At 61.3% G+C, this 15,158-nt stretch carries 13 protein-coding genes; 10 read left to right on the plus strand and 3 right to left on the minus strand.

Annotated elements, in window-relative coordinates:
- The first annotated feature begins 1 nt into the window (after window position 1).
- Window positions 2–2,635: a DEAD/DEAH box helicase family protein gene (locus tag AC097P_RS08910; protein ID WP_479610038.1), complete on the plus strand. Its 2,634-nt coding sequence runs from the start codon at window positions 2–4 to the stop codon at window positions 2,633–2,635.
- Between the two features lie 69 nt (window positions 2,636–2,704).
- Here the strand turns inward: AC097P_RS08910 and argG are convergent, their stop codons facing one another.
- The 3 genes from argG to AC097P_RS08925 form a co-directional block, all read right to left on the minus strand.
- A complete protein-coding gene (gene argG / locus AC097P_RS08915; protein WP_479610039.1) occupies window positions 2,705–4,036 on the minus strand; it encodes an argininosuccinate synthase in 1,332 nt (443 codons plus the stop codon).
- An 80-nt stretch (window positions 4,037–4,116) separates the two neighbouring features.
- The gene (gene ppnP / locus AC097P_RS08920; protein WP_479610040.1) at window positions 4,117–4,446 is read right to left on the minus strand and encodes a pyrimidine/purine nucleoside phosphorylase; all 330 of its coding nucleotides are present in this window, start codon (window positions 4,444–4,446) and stop codon (window positions 4,117–4,119) included.
- Window positions 4,447–4,550: 104 nt separating this feature from the next.
- Entirely contained in the window at window positions 4,551–4,901 is a 351-nt protein-coding gene (locus AC097P_RS08925; RefSeq protein ID WP_479610041.1) for an ArsC family reductase, read from the minus strand.
- A 183-nt stretch (window positions 4,902–5,084) separates the two neighbouring features.
- Between AC097P_RS08925 and AC097P_RS08930 the strand changes: the two genes are divergently transcribed.
- The 9 genes from AC097P_RS08930 (at window position 5,085) to purF (ending at window position 15,157) form a co-directional block, all read left to right on the plus strand.
- Window positions 5,085–5,489 (plus strand): GntR family transcriptional regulator, encoded by a 405-nt coding sequence (locus AC097P_RS08930; protein WP_479610042.1) that lies wholly within the window; start codon window positions 5,085–5,087, stop codon window positions 5,487–5,489.
- Window positions 5,490–5,514: 25 nt separating this feature from the next.
- Window positions 5,515–6,420 carry an ABC transporter ATP-binding protein gene (locus tag AC097P_RS08935; protein ID WP_479610043.1) on the plus strand — a complete coding sequence of 302 codons (906 nt, stop codon included), beginning with the start codon at window positions 5,515–5,517 and terminating at the stop codon, window positions 6,418–6,420.
- 491 nt (window positions 6,421–6,911) lie between these two features.
- A complete protein-coding gene (locus AC097P_RS08940; protein WP_479610044.1) occupies window positions 6,912–7,799 on the plus strand; it encodes a hypothetical protein in 888 nt (295 codons plus the stop codon).
- Between the two features lie 121 nt (window positions 7,800–7,920).
- On the plus strand, window positions 7,921–9,300 hold the full coding sequence (locus AC097P_RS08945) for a TldD/PmbA family protein (protein ID WP_479610045.1): 1,380 nt from the start codon (window positions 7,921–7,923) through the stop codon (window positions 9,298–9,300).
- A 30-nt stretch (window positions 9,301–9,330) separates the two neighbouring features.
- The gene (locus tag AC097P_RS08950) at window positions 9,331–10,635 is read left to right on the plus strand and encodes a metallopeptidase TldD-related protein (RefSeq protein WP_479610046.1); all 1,305 of its coding nucleotides are present in this window, start codon (window positions 9,331–9,333) and stop codon (window positions 10,633–10,635) included.
- 337 nt (window positions 10,636–10,972) lie between these two features.
- Complete coding sequence (folC, locus tag AC097P_RS08955; RefSeq protein ID WP_479610047.1) at window positions 10,973–12,283, plus strand: bifunctional tetrahydrofolate synthase/dihydrofolate synthase; 1,311 nt, start codon at window positions 10,973–10,975, stop codon at window positions 12,281–12,283.
- A gap of 14 nt (window positions 12,284–12,297) precedes the next feature.
- A complete protein-coding gene (locus AC097P_RS08960) occupies window positions 12,298–13,125 on the plus strand; it encodes an SPOR domain-containing protein (protein ID WP_479610048.1) in 828 nt (275 codons plus the stop codon).
- A 30-nt stretch (window positions 13,126–13,155) separates the two neighbouring features.
- On the plus strand, window positions 13,156–13,641 hold the full coding sequence (locus AC097P_RS08965) for a CvpA family protein (RefSeq protein WP_479610429.1): 486 nt from the start codon (window positions 13,156–13,158) through the stop codon (window positions 13,639–13,641).
- Between the two features lie 16 nt (window positions 13,642–13,657).
- Window positions 13,658–15,157 carry an amidophosphoribosyltransferase gene (gene purF / locus AC097P_RS08970; protein ID WP_479610049.1) on the plus strand — a complete coding sequence of 500 codons (1,500 nt, stop codon included), beginning with the start codon at window positions 13,658–13,660 and terminating at the stop codon, window positions 15,155–15,157.
- The last annotated feature ends 1 nt before the right edge of the window (window position 15,158 follow it).

Consider the following 15,158-nt stretch of genomic DNA (forward strand, 5'->3'; position numbering starts at 1 on the left):
CATGCTAACGCCCCCACTTGAACTCTACAAAATCCTACGCGATCAACTGGGTGCCATCCATATCGGGCGCACGCCGCTGCCGCTGGACGTCACCCAGAACTTGAACCCACGTTTTGGGATGCGCCCCTACCAGGAAAGCGCTCTGCGCTACCTCCTGAATTACTGGCAAGAAGATTTCGATGGCAAGCCCAGGGCCAACCACCAGTTGCTTTTCCTGATGGCGACAGGCTCGGGTAAGACCCTGGTGATGGCTGCCAGCATCGTCTACCTTTACGCCCAGGGCTACCGCAACTTTCTGTTCTTTGTGAACAGTGCCAACATCATCAACAAGACGCGGGATAACTTCCTCAACGCCGCGTCTCCTAAGTACCTGTTTGCGCCGTCCATTGTGATAGGCGACAAGCGGGTGAACATCCGCGAAGTGGACAACTTCCAGGCCACTTCACCCCACGACATCAACATCCTGTTCACCACCATTCAGGGGCTGCACACTACCATCCTCAATCCCAAGGAAAACAGCATTAGCCTGGACGACTTCCAAGGGCAGCGCGTGGTGTTGATCTCCGACGAGGCGCACCACATCAACGTGGACACCAGGCGGGGAGTGCCGGTCAATCAGGACGACCTTTTCGAAACCGTGTCCTGGGAAAAGACGGTGATGCAGATATTTAAGGCCAATCCGGCCAACGTGCTTTTGGAGTACACCGCTACGGTGGACCTGACAGACCCGGACCTGGCGACAAAGTACCAACCGCGCCTGCTGGTGGATTACCCGCTGCGCGAGTTCCGCAAGGACCGCTATTCCAAGGAGGTCAAAGTCCTGCAGGCTGACCTGGAACCGTGGCCCCGTGCTCTGCAAGCCATGTTGTTGAGCCAGTATCGGCGCAAACTCTTTGAGCGCCTGCGCAAACCCATCCTGCCGGTTTTGCTGATGAAGTCCAAGACCATCGCAGAGAGCAAGGCGTTTCACAAGACATTTATCGCCAAAGTGCAGGCCATCAAAGAAGCGGAGTTGGTCCAACTGCAAGCTCAGTGTACGGACGCCATGGTCCGCAAGGCCTTCGAATACTTCCAGGCCAACGGCATCACGCCGGAGAACCTGGCCACAGAGCTGTGCGCGGACTTCGGTGCGGACAAGTTGCTAGAAGTCAATTCCAAGGAGGAAAGCGAAGCCAAGCAACTGCTGGTGAACTCCATGGAGACCAACGGCCTTCGTGTGGTGTTCGCGGTGGACAAACTCAACGAGGGTTGGGATGTACTCAATCTTTATGACATCGTGCGGCTGTATAACACCCGCGACGGCAAGGCCAACGCGATTGGCAAGACCACGATGAGCGAGGCGCAACTGATTGGGCGGGGGGCACGCTACTGCCCGTTCCAGGCCAGTCCCGAAGAGCCGCTGTACATGCGTAAGCACGACAGCGACGTGGACCACGAGCACCGCGTGCTCGAAGAGCTTTACTACCACTGCGCCCACAACCCCAAATACGTACAGGAATTGCACACTGCACTGACCGTACTAGGCATCAAGGCCCCCAACACCCGCACGGTGCACATGCGCGTGAAGGAGTCCTTCAAGCAGACCCCGCTGTACAAGGGGGGCTTCATTTTCCTGAACGAGCGCATTCCCTACGCGAAGGAAGACGTGCAGGGACTGCCGGAGGGTTTTGTGCGCACGCTGCACCAGGTGGCCTTGCGCACGGGGTTCACCCGAACCACCCTGGCGTTTGATGCCACTGCAAGTCCAGCAGGCACTGTGGTCCAGGTGGACCGTCAGGACTATGTCATGACTGACCTAGGCTTAGGGGTCTTGCGCAAAGCCATCCAGTGCATCGAGTTTTACGAGTTTGCCCGGTTGCGCAAGCATCTGCCCCAACTGCAATGCATCCTTCAGTTTCTGACCGCACCCGAGTATCTGGGCGCCGTCAAGGTGGAAGTCAGTGGCCCCATAGGGATGGTGCAAAACCTGAACCCGGACCAGCGCCTGGACGTGGCCTTGCAGGTGTTGCACAATCTGGCCGAGGTGCTAGCCAGGGACCAGCGCGAGTTCAAAGGTAGCACCGTGTTCAAGCCCTACATGGTCCACCAGGTGTTCCGGGACAAGTCCCTGACATTCAACCGCGAAGCCGGGGAAGACCAGGAGTTTGGGGTATCGATGAGCAAACCTGCCGAAGGCTCCGCCTATCACATGGACCTGGGGCAACACGACTGGTATGTTTTCGACGACTGCTTCGGTACGTCCGAGGAAAAGTTGCTCATCCAGTACGTGCAAAAGCGCCACAAGGAACTGGCTACTTCATACGCTCACGTGTACTTGGTGCGCAATGAAAAGCACTTCAAGGTTTATACCTTCAGTGATGGAAGGGCCTTGGAGCCTGACTTTGTGCTCTTCTTGATCGGCAAGGAGGCCGCGAACACGCGGCACTGGCAGGTGTTCGTGGAGCCCAAGGGACAACATCTGTTGCGCATGGACGAGTGGAAGGAGCGCTTCCTGTGCGCACTGAAAGACGAAGGGCGCATCGAGCAGTTGATGGAAAACCGTCAGTACATCGTATGGGGTCTGCCTTTCTTCAATCAGGCGGCAAGGTTGCCAGAGTTTGAAGCTGGACTCACCGAACTATTGAATATGAATTGAGAAATTGAAACGACAAAGCCCGCCAAGCTTACACTCGGCGGGCTTTGTCGTTGGGGCTCTAACCGGGGCTTACTTGCCTAGTTTCAAAAAGTCATCCCCCTTACCCAACTCCAGCATCCCAGCATTGGAATAAATCCCCAGCTTGGCCCGCGTATCCGTAATGTCCAGATTGCGCATAGTCAACTGACCAATCCGATCCAGTGGCGAGAACGGCGCATCTTCCACCTTCTCCATGCTCAAGCGCTCAGGCGCATACGTCAGGTTCGGCGACTCGGTGTTCAACAACGAGTAATCATTCCCCCGACGCAGCTCCACCGTCACCGTGCCGGTTATCGCACTGGCGATCCAGCGTTGCGCAGTCTCACGCAACATGATGGCTTGCGAATCAAACCAGCGGCCCTGGTATAGCAGGCGGCCCAGCTTGCGGCCGTTGTCGCGGTATTGCTCAATCGTGTCTTCGTTGTGGATGCCGGTGACCAAACGCTCGTAGGCGATGAACAGCAGGGCCAGGCCGGGGGCTTCGTAGATGCCGCGACTCTTGGCTTCGATGATGCGGTTCTCGATCTGGTCGCTCATGCCCAGGCCGTGGCGGCCGCCGATTTCGTTGGCCTTCAGGATCAGGCTGACCAGGTCGGGGTATTGCACGCCGTTCAGCGCGACCGGGCGGCCTTCTTCAAAAGTGATGCTCACTTCTTCGGCCTTGACGACGCAGTCGTCCTTCCAGAACGGCACGCCCATGATGGGGTTCACGATCTTCATGCCGCTGTTCAAGAACTCCAGGTCTTTGGCTTCGTGCGTGGCGCCCAGCATGTTGCTGTCGGTGCTGTAGGCCTTTTCGGCGCTCATCTTGTAGCCAAAGCCGTTGGCGGTGATGAAGGCGCTCATCTCGGAGCGGCCACCCAGCTCATCAATGAATGCCTGGTCCAGCCAGGGCTTGTAGATCTTCAGCGCGGGGTTGGTCAGCAGGCCGTAGCGGTAGAAGCGCTCGATGTCGTTGCCCTTGAAGGTGCTGCCGTCGCCCCAGATGTTCACATCGTCCTGCTTCATGGCGCTTACCAGCATGGTGCCAGTCACGGCGCGGCCCAGCGGCGTCGTGTTGAAGTAGGTCTGGCCGGCGGTGGTGATGTGGAAGGCGCCGCTTTGCAGCGCGGCAATGCCTTCGGCGGCCAGCTGCGGGCGGCAGTCCACCAGGCGGGCCTTGATGGCGCCGTATTCCATGGCCTTCTTGGGGATCTCGTCGTAGTCCGCTTCGTCGGGCTGGCCCAGGTTGGCGGTGTAGGCGTAGGGCAGGGCGCCCTTTTGCTTCATCCACAACAGCGCGGCGCTGGTGTCCAGGCCGCCAGAGAATGCGATGCCGACCTTTTGACCGACGGGGATGTTTTGCAGGATAGTGTTTGACATATTTGGCCTCTAGCCCCCGCCGGATGTGCGTGAGCAGCTATTAAAAATGTAGCGATGTTGAAGTGATGGGGGGGCCAGGATCAGCCGAAATGGCAGATGTAGTGGTAGGCGTCAAAGCCTTCGGTCACGCGGATGTCGAACTTGGCATTGCCCGGCACGCTGAATTTTTCACCGGCAGATGACTTGACCCACGCATCGGTGCCCGCCAGCTTGTATTCGCAGCTGCCGGCCACGCATTCCATGATCTCGGGCGCACCGGTGTTGAATGTCAGTGTGGACGGCAGGATCACGCCGACCGACTTCTTGCTGCCATCGGCAAAGGTGATGCCGTGGCTCACGCATTTGCCGTCAAAGTACACATTGGCCTGGGTGGTGACGGTCACATTCGGGATCTGGGTGGTCGTGGTCATGGTCGTTGCTGCGGTCTGAGAGGGAGAAGGGGGAAGGGGTGGGGTAGTCAGCCTGCGATTTTAGGCGAACCCCGTCCGGCGGCCGGATGGCCCGGCGATGCAGATCAGCCCAGGCGCTCGGCAAACGCCTCGGGCTTGAAGCCCACGGTCACCGTGCCATCCGCCCACACCACCACCGGGCGTTTGACGACGCTGGGCGCGTTCAGCACCACAGCGCGTGCGCTGGCCGCGTCCACCACCGATGCCTTGGTGGCGTCATCCAGCCCGCGCCACATCGTGCCCTTGCGGTTGACCACTGTTTCCCAGCCCACCGTTTTGAGCCAGTGGTCGAGCTGGCTTTCAGGCACGCCCTGTTTCTTGAAGTCGTGGAAGGTGTAGTCCACGCCGTGGTCCGTCAGCCAGGTGCGGGCTTTTTTGACGGTGTCGCAATTGGGGATGCCGTAGAGGGTGATCATGGGCCGATTCTGCCACGAATCCTTAAGCCAAATCGGGCTGCAGCCCCCGTGCAGAGAGCGTAAGCCGCTATGAATTTCATAGTCACATCGGCGCAGAGGCTGCATGGTGATCTACCCTGCATGCGCGCACAACACCTTAGTTTCAAGCGGTAGTGTATTATTGTAGTGATACACTAATGCGCAATGAATATAGACATCCTTCCGACCTCCACAACGCCGATCTACCGCCAGATCGTCGAGCAGGTCAATCGGCTTGTCGCCAGCGGTCAGCTTGCGGTGGGGGTGGATTTGCCATCCGTGCGCGCGGTGGCTGCGCAGCACGCGATTAACCCCATGACCGTCAGCAAGGCATATAGCCTGTTGGAGGCACAGGGTGTGCTGGAGAGGCGCCGCGGGGTTGGCATGGTTGTCGCGCGCCAAGGCGAGGGCGCTGATCAGGCCCGCGGAAGGATTGCCCTGCTCAAGCCAGCGCTGGCCCAGGCCGCCCAGATCGCTCAGCAGCTTGGGGTTGACAACGTCGCTGCTCTTGCGGCTTTCGAGCAAGCCCTGAATGACGCATCGCCTGCGGACAGTGCCGCAACTCCGTAACTCCTATCCGCTAATCAATACTGATATGACTCCCCAAACTGCACCGGACGCCGACATCGCAGTCTGCGCTAAAGGCCTGACCGTACACCGCGACGGCGTCACCATCCTTAAAGACCTTTCGTTGTCGCTTCCCGCTGGCTCGGTAGTTGGACTGGTTGGACGCAACGGGGCTGGCAAGTCGACGTTGTTGCGATGCCTGGCCGGTCTGGTCGAGCCCAGTAGCGGTAGCTGTGAGCTGCTGACTTGCCCCTCCTCTGGCCTTACGGACGCCATACGCGAACGACTGGGGTTTGTCGCCCAAACACCCGATCTCTTCGAATGGATGGAAGTGTTTGAGATGGTCAGGACCATCGGCCGCGCCTACCCACGGTGGGACGAGGCGCGCGCATTGGCGCTGGCACTGCAATTGGACTTGCCGTTGGGTGGCTCCGTGCGCAATTTGTCGGGTGGCGACCAACAAAAGTTGTCGGTGGTGCTAGCCCTGGCGCACGACCCCGACTTGCTGCTGCTGGATGAGCCGGTCTCCAGTCTGGACCCTCTGAGCCGGCGGGCGTTCATGCTGGCGCTGTTTGCCAGCCCCCTGCGGGCCGATAACAACGAGAGCGCGCCGATTCGTGAACGCACGGTGCTGATCTCCAGCCACTTGCTGGCAGATCTGGAGCGGGTCGTAACCCACGTTGCGTTCATCCGCGAAGGGCGCTTGCAGCTGTTCGACGCGTGGGACGCGATGCAAGAACATCTGCGACTGGTGCCACCGGTTGCAGCTGGTCACCAAAGCGGTCATCAGAGCGGCCCGGGGGCATCGCCATCTGTGGTGTGGACCCATCGCCAATCCGGCTACCGGGTGGTCGACACCCGTCTGGACCCGGCATGGGCGGGCGTCGGGCGCGCGCTGTTGCTCGACGAATTGTTTGTGGAACTGAACGCATGAGCACGACCAAACCTTGGCGCAGAGTGCGAGGCAAACCTGTCACGCCTCCGCTGACGATTGCAACTTGGGCACTGGGTTTGTTGTGGTTGTTCCTTGCGCCAGCGCGCTATGTGTTGCCAACCTCACTTCTGCACGTCATCGCGCCGGTGGCTCTGTTCTTCTTTGCCGCCGTCTGTTACTTGGCGGCATGGCAGGCCAACACACTGGTCGATTCCCTTGCATCCTGGGTCAAGGTGTTGGGGCAGCGACAAGTGCCAATGCGACTCTGGCGCCAACGGTTGCAGTGGGGTCTGACAGACGCGCTGAAACTGTGGGCGTTGTTGGGGCTTGCGGTCGCCACGGTGTCGTGGGCAGGGCCTACCCCCTGGCACTGGCTGACGGGCTTCGCTTTGGTTTCTGTGGTGCTTGGGGTGGCTGCCGCTGCTGCGCTTGCGACCGGGGGGTTGGTTCCCTACTATTGGCGTTGGGGACCGGCTATCGGAGTTGTGTGCGTGCTGATTGCTGGCAAACATGGTTTTTCAGACTCATTGCAGTGGATCAATACCTGGCCCGTCGCCGTACTCGTTGGTCTGGGGGTGCTTTGGCCATCGCTGAGCTGGGTACTGTGGTGTCAATGGTTGGAGCGCATGCCTGACACCCAAACGGTTGCTGCTATGCCGTCCGCCATCCTGTGGGTTTGGGGCAAAAAATATGTGCGTCGTTACGTTCCCTTGGCGATTTCGACGCGCTTTACGTTTGTCCCGCCTGGTCGGACACGCCGAACGGTCTGGCAGGCCGCTTATCCGCTCGCTTGGGTGCTGGTGAACCCGAGCATGTTCGGCTCGCAATGGGGCGGCGGGGTTGGCTGGGTGAAGCTCTGGACTCTTGGAATTTTTGCGTTGATTGCCGGGATGATGTTGGTCTGCAAAGACTTGCACTGGCGCATGTTATTGGCCCCGGCGGGCCTGCATCGGGGGCGATTGGCTTGGCATATTGCTTTTAGTACCGCGACGTTTTGGGCGTTGGCGTTGTTGTCTATAGCTACCGGTGCTGTCGCTGTGGCTTGGGGATTTTTGGACATTCCTTGGGTGAAGGTACTGGGCTACCTTTCCAATTTCTCCATGTTGCCGGTGCAGTTGATCTTTGCTATTTCGGTCGCGACCCTGTTGCGCGGTCTCTTCCAATCGATGTTGTGGTTTGTGTTGCTCGCAGTCTTGGTAGTGGGTTGGCCGGTGTCTCTGTATGTAGTCCTCCGAGAGTCAGCCCCGCCCTTCTCGTCGGCACTTTTCTATTGGGGCTGGGACAGCTTCGGCGTGATGCTGGCGCTAAGTGGCGTTGCCTTGTGGGCAGCCAATCGCGTGTGGACCGTAGACAAATTGATGCAATGTGCTCCTAAGTGAGTCTGCCCATCCCTTGGGGGTGGGTGGCACCACCCGAGCCCACACGGCTAATCGGGCGTGCTGCGTGTTTCACCAGGCGCTCGTCCCTAGAATGTCCGTTCACAACAAACGGGAGACCCACATGCCACAGACCGTAACAACGGCCAGCACCACCACCGATTATTTGGAGACCCGCCGCCACGAGCTGCGCAAGATGCGCATGCTGATGGTGGACGGCAACCTGACCACCAACCTGCGCAGCACCGAGGGCGGTGTCAGCGCACGTGCGCACCACGGCGGCTACTGGGGCTTCTCGGCCGTGCCGGGTGCTGGCGGCCCGGACCAGATCGCCCAGGTCGTGCAGCAAGCGCGCAGCAATGCCCAGGCCATGGGCCGCTTCGGCACCCGCTCCACGCTGGCGCTGCCGGGTGAGAGTTATGTGGGCCAGCACAGCTTCAAAGGCAAGCCCGAGCTGACCCCCGCCGAATGCAACGAGCGGCTGCGGGCCCTGCACAGCTTTTGTAAACAGCGTTACCCAGATGTGCGCAGCACGCGTTTTTTGCTGGCCGACGAGCACCACAGCAAGTGGCTCACCACCAGCCGCGGCGGCGATTCGCTGTCCAGCATCCAGCGCGCGATGTGTTACGTCACGCTGATGAGCAACAACGCCGAGGACGGCAGCCCCATTGAACTGGGTCTGCCTCTCTCCTGGAAGGGCAGCGCTGCCGATGGCTATCTGTCGCCCGAACACCTGGCCCCGCAGATCGACCAGCTCTACCAGCACCTGCAGGCCAAGCGCCACGCCGTGCCGGCCCGCGGCGGCATGCAGACCGTGGTGCTGGCGCCTGCGCTGGCCGGCATGCTGGCACACGAGGCCATGGGCCACCCTTGCGAGGGCGACATCGTGCTGGGCGGTGCAGTGACCGCCAACCTGTTGGGTCAGCGTGTGGCCAGCGAGCTGGTCAGCATGGTGGACGTCGCCCACACCTGGCAGGGCCAGGAGGCGCTGATGCCGGTATATGTGGACGACGAAGGCACGCCCGCGCGTGACGCTGTGCTGATTGACAAGGGTATTTTGAACGGCTTCATGCACAGCCGCGAGACCGCCGAGCGCCTGGGCCAGGCCCCCACCGGCAGCGCCCGCGCCTACGCGCCGGGCGACGAGCCGCTGGTGCGCATGCGCAACACCGTCATCCTGCCCGGCTCGTCCAAGCTGGAGGACATGATTGCCGGTGTGGACGACGGCTACCTGCTGGCCAAGACCGGCAACGGCCAGGCCGATAGCACCACCGAATTCATGTTCAGCGTCACGCTGGCGTATGAGATCAAAAACGGCAAACTGGGCTCCGCGATCCGCGACACCACCGTGTCCGGCTCGGCCATCAAGGTGCTGCAAAGTGTGGATGCCGTGTCCGACGACATGCATTGGGAGGCCGGTGGCTACTGCGGCAAGAAGCAGGTGATGGTTGTGTCCTCGGGCGGCCCCGCGCTGCGTGCGCGTGCGCACATGGGTGGTGAGTAAGCACGGACCATCTCAGGAAAGACCCACAACATGAACCTGCAACACATTGCCGAACAAGCCCTGGCCGCGCTCAAGAGCGAAGGCGCAGACGCATCACAAGCCACCGTCAACACCAGCGCGCTGACGGAGCTCAACATCAACCATAGCGAGCCCAGCCTGCTGCGCAGCACGCAGAGCCATAAGCTCAGCCTCGTCGGCATCTGGGATGGCCGCAAGGCCAGCACAGACTTGTCCGACCTGTCGCCAGAAAGCCTGACCGCCGCCGCCCGCGCCTTGCGGGGCGATGCCGCCGCCGCACCGCAAGACACGGCCCACGCCGTATCCAGCGGCCAGCACACGGCTATCACCCGCGGCCCGATGGCCGCAGATCTGACAGCCTTGGCCGACGCGGCGCACGACGTGCTGGATTTCCGCGCCAAGGCCACACCCACGATGAACATCGAAGAGGGCGCCGTCAGCCACACCCGGGCCGACACCCAGATGCTGACCAGCGGCGGCAGCCATCTGCAGAGCACGCTGGGTTGGTACGGCGTCAGCATATTCGGCACGGCACGTGGCCCAGGCCCGGACGGCCAGGTGCGCACCAGCTCCTTCAACGACGCAGGCGGCCAGACCGAAGACCTGCGGGGCGATCCGGCCCACAGCCGCTTTGGCATTGCCAACATGATGCGCGAGCTGACCCGCTCGGTCGTCACCCACGGTGTGGCGGATTGTTTTGGTGGCAAGTTTGTTGGCGATGTGGTGTTGACACCCGGTGCCGTAGCCACGCTGCTGGGCTGGCTGCACGGCCAGGTGGGCGACATGGCGCTGATCTCGGGCAGCTCTATGTATCGCGACAAAGTGGGCGATGTCGTGGCATCACCGCTGCTGAACCTGGCCAGCCGCTTCGACGCACCGGGCATCGCCGCATTGTCGGGCGACGCCTTTGTAGCGCCACCATTGCAGCTGCTGCAAGCCGGGCGTTTGCAAGCGCTAACCCCCAGCCTCTACGGCAGCCGCAAGACCGGCCTGACCCACGTGCCCACCGCAGCAGGCGGCTGGGAGCTGGCGGGTGGCACCACACCGCTGGCTGACATGCTGCGCGGCGTGCCGCGCGGTGCGGTGGTAGGGCGCCTGTCCATGGGCAACCCGGCGGCCAATGGCGACTTCTCCGGCGTCATCAAAAACAGCTTCGCCATCGACGGTGGCGTGGTCGGCACGGCTTTGTCGGAGACCATGATCAATGGCAACGTGGCCCAGATGCTGCGCGACGTGGTGGCCGTCAGCCTGGAGCGCATTGACACCGGCGGCTGGTGCATGCCGTGGGTCCGCGTGTCGGGGTTGCACTTTTCTTAAGCCAAATCAGGCTGCAGCCCCCGTACAGAGCGCGTAGGCCGCTACTGATTTTGTAGCGGTTTTAAAGCACTACGCGGACCACAGCCCCGGGATGGGATGCCTAGGGCGTTCTGCGCAGGTAAAGGAGGAGGCCGCAGGCCGGGGGACACGGAGCAGAACGCCCTAGGCATCCCATCCAGCGCATACCAAGGACGGACCAGATGGCCCGGACATTTTGCTCCGTGTCCCCCGCGCTGCGCGCTCCTCCTTTACCTGCGCAAAATGCCCGGGCCATCTGGTCCTACCGGAAGCCACACGCACACTGCCTGCGACGGGCTCAGCGACAATCAGTCCCGCTATGGAAACCCCAAACACACTAGAAGCCTGGCTCGCCCACTGCGAGCGCCTGCACCCCACCGCCATCGACATGGGCCTGGAGCGCGTGCGCACCGTCGCCCAGCGTATGGGCATCCGCTTCGACTGCCCGGTCATCACCGTGGCCGGCACCAATGGCAAGGGCTCTACCTGCGCCATGCTGGAGTCGATTTTGGGCCAGGCCGGCTACCGCACTGGCGTCTTCACCTCACCCCACCTCGTCCACTTTGAAGAGCGCCTGCGTTTGCAAGGACAGCCCGTGGATGCTACTAACCTGATAGCAGGCTTTGCAGCAGTGGAGAGGGCTAGAGCACTAAATGGCGAAGTGGTGTCGCTCAGTTACTTCGAATTCTCGATGCTCGCCATCTTCGAAGTGATGACGCGCAGCAACCTGGACGTGGTCATCCTCGAAGTCGGCCTGGGCGGCAGGCTGGACTCCACCAACATCATCGACACCGACTGCGCGATCATCACCAGCATCGACCTGGACCACATGGAAATTTTGGGCCCGGACCGAGAAAGCATCGGCCGCGAGAAGGCCGGCATCATGCGCACCGGCCGCCCGGTCATCGTCAGCGACCCGGTTCCGCCCCAAAGCGTGCTGGACCATGCGCTGGAAATCGGTGCCGACCTCTGGCGCGTGGGTGAAGACTTCAACGTGTCCGGCGACAAACAGCAGTGGGGCTGGGCGGGGCGCGGACGGCGTTACAGCGGCATGGCCTACCCGGCACTGCGCGGCGCAAACCAGTTGGTCAATGCCGCGGGCGTGTTGGCGGCGCTGACCGCGCTGCGCGAACGCCTGCCCGTCACTGCCCAAGCCGTGCGCAATGGTTTTGCGTTTGTCGAGCTGCCGGGTCGTTTCCAGATCGTTCCGGGTCAGCCCACGCTGGTGCTGGACGTGGCGCACAACCCCCACTCGGTGGCGGCGCTGGCGGCCAATCTGGATGCCATGGGGTTCTTCCCGACAACACACGCCGTGTTTGGCGCCATGGCCGACAAGGACCTTGCCAGCATGTTCAGCAAGCTGCTGCCGCTGCTGGACCGCTGGTATTTCACCGATTTGCCACTGCCACGGGCCGCAAAGGGTGTCGATCTGATGGCGCAATGGCAGGCCCTGAACACCCGCAAAGACACCCAGGCCGCGGCCTTTGCCGACCCCATGGGGGCATTGCAGGCGGCCATAGCTGTGGCAGACCCCGCTGATAGAATCGTCGTCTTTGGATCGTTCCACACCGTGGGCGGCGTGCTCGCAAACGGCGTGCCCCGGCTGCAGGCCAAACACCTGAATTCCTGAGAACACCCTCATCCATGGCTTTTTTCAAATTTCGCAAGGGTGGTGACGAGCATGCCACCCCCGCTCCCGCCACTGAGAGCGTAGAGGCCATGCGCACCCGCGCCCGCCACCGGCTCATTGGCGCGTCGGTGCTGGTGCTGCTGGGGGTCATAGGCTTCCCGCTGCTGTTTGACAGCCAGCCACGGCCGATTTCGGTTGATATCCCCATCGAAATCCCGGACAAGAACACCGTCAAACCGCTGGGCACTGCGGTAGCTGTCAAACCGGCGACCGATGTCGTTGTTGAGTCCGATGCCGGCAAAGAGCATGTCGTTGCTGCCGCCAAGCCTGCGGTAGTGCCCGCCGTGGTGCCTGCCGTTGTCGCCCCTGCGGCCGCGGCATCGCGCACGTCTGCAGGCACAGTGTCTGCCACTGCAACTCCCGCACCGCCCGCTCCGGTCAAGCCAGCCGCCAAGCCGGAGGTGAAGCCCGAAGCCACCAAGCCTGCCGAAAAACCAGCGGACAAGCCGCCCGCGCGCAACGACGACGGCGCGAAGGCCCAGGCCCTGCTGGAAGGCAAAGACACTACCGTGCAGAAGCCCGCATCCGCCCCCGCGGCCGCTGCGGCTGCCAGCAGCCGCTTTGTGGTGCAGATCGGTGCGTTCTCCGATGCGGTCAAGGCGCATGAGGCCCGCGTCAAGCTCGAAAAGGCCGGTATGAAGACCTATACCCAAGTTGTAAACCCCCAAGAGGGCAAACGCATCCGTGTGCGTGTGGGGCCGTTTGGATCCAAGGGTGACGCGGACAAGACCGCCGACAAGATCCGCAAGCTGGACTTGCCTGCCTCGGTGCTGGAGCTGTAAGCAGCAAGCGAAGCGCAAACCGTGGCCGCTATGCCCGTGTTGGATTGGATTTTTATCGCCGTATTGGTGATCTCGCTGGTCGTGGGCGCCTGGCGTGGTTTGGTGTACGAGTTGCTGTCGTTGGCCAATTGGATCGCAGCCTTTGTACTGGCCCAATGGTTTGCGCCGGACGTGGCGCACTATTTGCCGTTCAGTAACGCCACCGAAGTAGTGCGCTACGCGGCCGGGTTTGTTGTGGTGTTTATCGCGGCACTGTTTGCCGGCGGGCTGATCGCCTTTCTCGTGCGCAAGTTGGTGGCAGCCGTTGGTTTGCGTCCGGTGGATCGGGTGCTAGGTGCAGCGTTTGGCGTGGTGCGTGGCGTGGTGGTATTGCTGGCCTTGACGGTTGTGGCCGGCATGACGCCGGTGGTCAAGAGCCCGTGGTGGCAAGAGTCCACTGGCGCCGATGTTGCAATCGTGGTCTTGAAGGGCCTCAAGCCCGTGCTGCCGGAAGAGTTCGGAAAGTATTTACCTTAGAAATGAGAAACACACTATGTGCGGAATCGTTGGCGTTGTCAGCCATGCACCGGTTAATCAACTGATCTATGACGCCTTGCTGCTTTTGCAGCACCGCGGCCAGGATGCTGCAGGCATCGTCACGCAGCAAGAGCGCAAGTTCTTCATGCACAAGGCCAAGGGCATGGTGCGCGACGTGTTTCGCACGCGCAATATGCGCTCGCTGCCCGGCAACTGCGGCCTGGGCCAGGTGCGCTATCCCACCGCCGGCAATGCGTATAGCGAAGAAGAGGCGCAGCCCTTTTACGTGAATGCGCCATTTGGCATCGTGCTGGTGCACAACGGCAACCTGACGAACGCACACGCGTTGAAAAGCGAGTTGTTTATCACCGATCACCGCCACATCAACACCGAGAGCGATTCCGAAGTGCTGCTCAATGTGTTGGCGCATGAGATCGAGAAAACCACACGCGGCCTGCCACTGCAGCCGCTGGACATCTTTGCCGCCGTGCGCAATGTGCACAAGCGGGTCAAGGGCTCATACGCCGTCATCGCTTTGATTGCCGGCCATGGCGTGCTGGCTTTCCGTGATCCGTTTGGCATCCGCCCACTCTGTATCGGCAAGGGCCCTGAGGGCACTATTGTGGCCAGCGAATCGGTTGCGCTGGAAGGCACAGGCTTTCAGTTTGAGCGCAATGTAGATCCGGGTGAGGCTGTGTTCATCGCGCTGGACGGTACGGTGCACGCACAGCAGTGTGCGGACAACCCACAGCTAAACCCCTGCATTTTTGAGTTCGTTTATTTGGCCCGCCCCGACTCGGTGATGGACAACATCTCCGTCTACCAGGCGCGTCTGAACCTGGGCGAATCGCTGGCCAAGCGTGTGATTTCCACCGTGCCGCCGAACGAGATCGACGTCGTCATTCCCATCCCCGAATCCAGCCGACCCAGCGCGGCACAATTGGCGCATCTGCTGGGCCTGCCGTACCGCGAGGGGTTTGTGAAGAACCGTTATGTGGGCCGCACCTTCATCATGCCGGGCCAATCGGTGCGCAAGAAGTCCGTGCGCCAAAAGCTCAACGCCATTGCCAGCGAATTCAAAGGTCGCAATGTGTTGCTGGTGGACGATTCCATCGTGCGCGGCACCACGTCCAAAGAGATCGTGCAAATGGCCCGTGACGCCGGTGCCCGCAAGGTCTACCTGGCCAGCGCCGCGCCACCCGTACGCTTTCCCAATGTGTATGGCATTGATATGCCCACCAGCAGCGAGCTGGTTGCGCATGGCCGCAGCGTGGAAGAGATCCGCCAGATCATTGGCTGCGATGCGCTGATTTACCAGGACGTGGACGGCATGAAGAAAGCGATTGGTTCGCTCAATGCCAAGGTCAAGGGATTTGATGCCTCGTGTTTTGACGGTGTGTATGTCACAGGTGACATCACGTCGGACGACATCAATCGCCTGAACGAAAACCGCGTGGGTGGCGAAGAGACGCAAGAAGACACGTCCCGTCTGGCACTGCCCAACCACAACGACTAAG

The organism is Rhodoferax sp. ZS1R8 (assembly GCF_056521325.1).

Excerpts from the sequence above, each read along its gene's own strand:
- AC097P_RS08910 (WP_479610038.1), top strand. The coding sequence starts at position 2 with ATGCTAACGCCCCCACTTGAACTCTACAAAATCCTACGCGATCAACTG.
- argG (WP_479610039.1), bottom strand. The coding sequence starts at position 4,036 with ATGTCAAACACTATCCTGCAAAACATCCCCGTCGGTCAAAAGGTCGGC.
- ppnP (WP_479610040.1), bottom strand. The coding sequence starts at position 4,446 with ATGACCACGACCACCCAGATCCCGAATGTGACCGTCACCACCCAGGCC.
- AC097P_RS08925 (WP_479610041.1), bottom strand. The coding sequence starts at position 4,901 with ATGATCACCCTCTACGGCATCCCCAATTGCGACACCGTCAAAAAAGCC.
- AC097P_RS08930 (WP_479610042.1), top strand. The coding sequence starts at position 5,085 with ATGAATATAGACATCCTTCCGACCTCCACAACGCCGATCTACCGCCAG.
- AC097P_RS08935 (WP_479610043.1), top strand. The coding sequence starts at position 5,515 with ATGACTCCCCAAACTGCACCGGACGCCGACATCGCAGTCTGCGCTAAA.
- AC097P_RS08945 (WP_479610045.1), top strand. The coding sequence starts at position 7,921 with ATGCCACAGACCGTAACAACGGCCAGCACCACCACCGATTATTTGGAG.
- AC097P_RS08950 (WP_479610046.1), top strand. The coding sequence starts at position 9,331 with ATGAACCTGCAACACATTGCCGAACAAGCCCTGGCCGCGCTCAAGAGC.
- folC (WP_479610047.1), top strand. The coding sequence starts at position 10,973 with ATGGAAACCCCAAACACACTAGAAGCCTGGCTCGCCCACTGCGAGCGC.
- AC097P_RS08960 (WP_479610048.1), top strand. The coding sequence starts at position 12,298 with ATGGCTTTTTTCAAATTTCGCAAGGGTGGTGACGAGCATGCCACCCCC.
- AC097P_RS08965 (WP_479610429.1), top strand. The coding sequence starts at position 13,156 with ATGCCCGTGTTGGATTGGATTTTTATCGCCGTATTGGTGATCTCGCTG.
- purF (WP_479610049.1), top strand. The coding sequence starts at position 13,658 with ATGTGCGGAATCGTTGGCGTTGTCAGCCATGCACCGGTTAATCAACTG.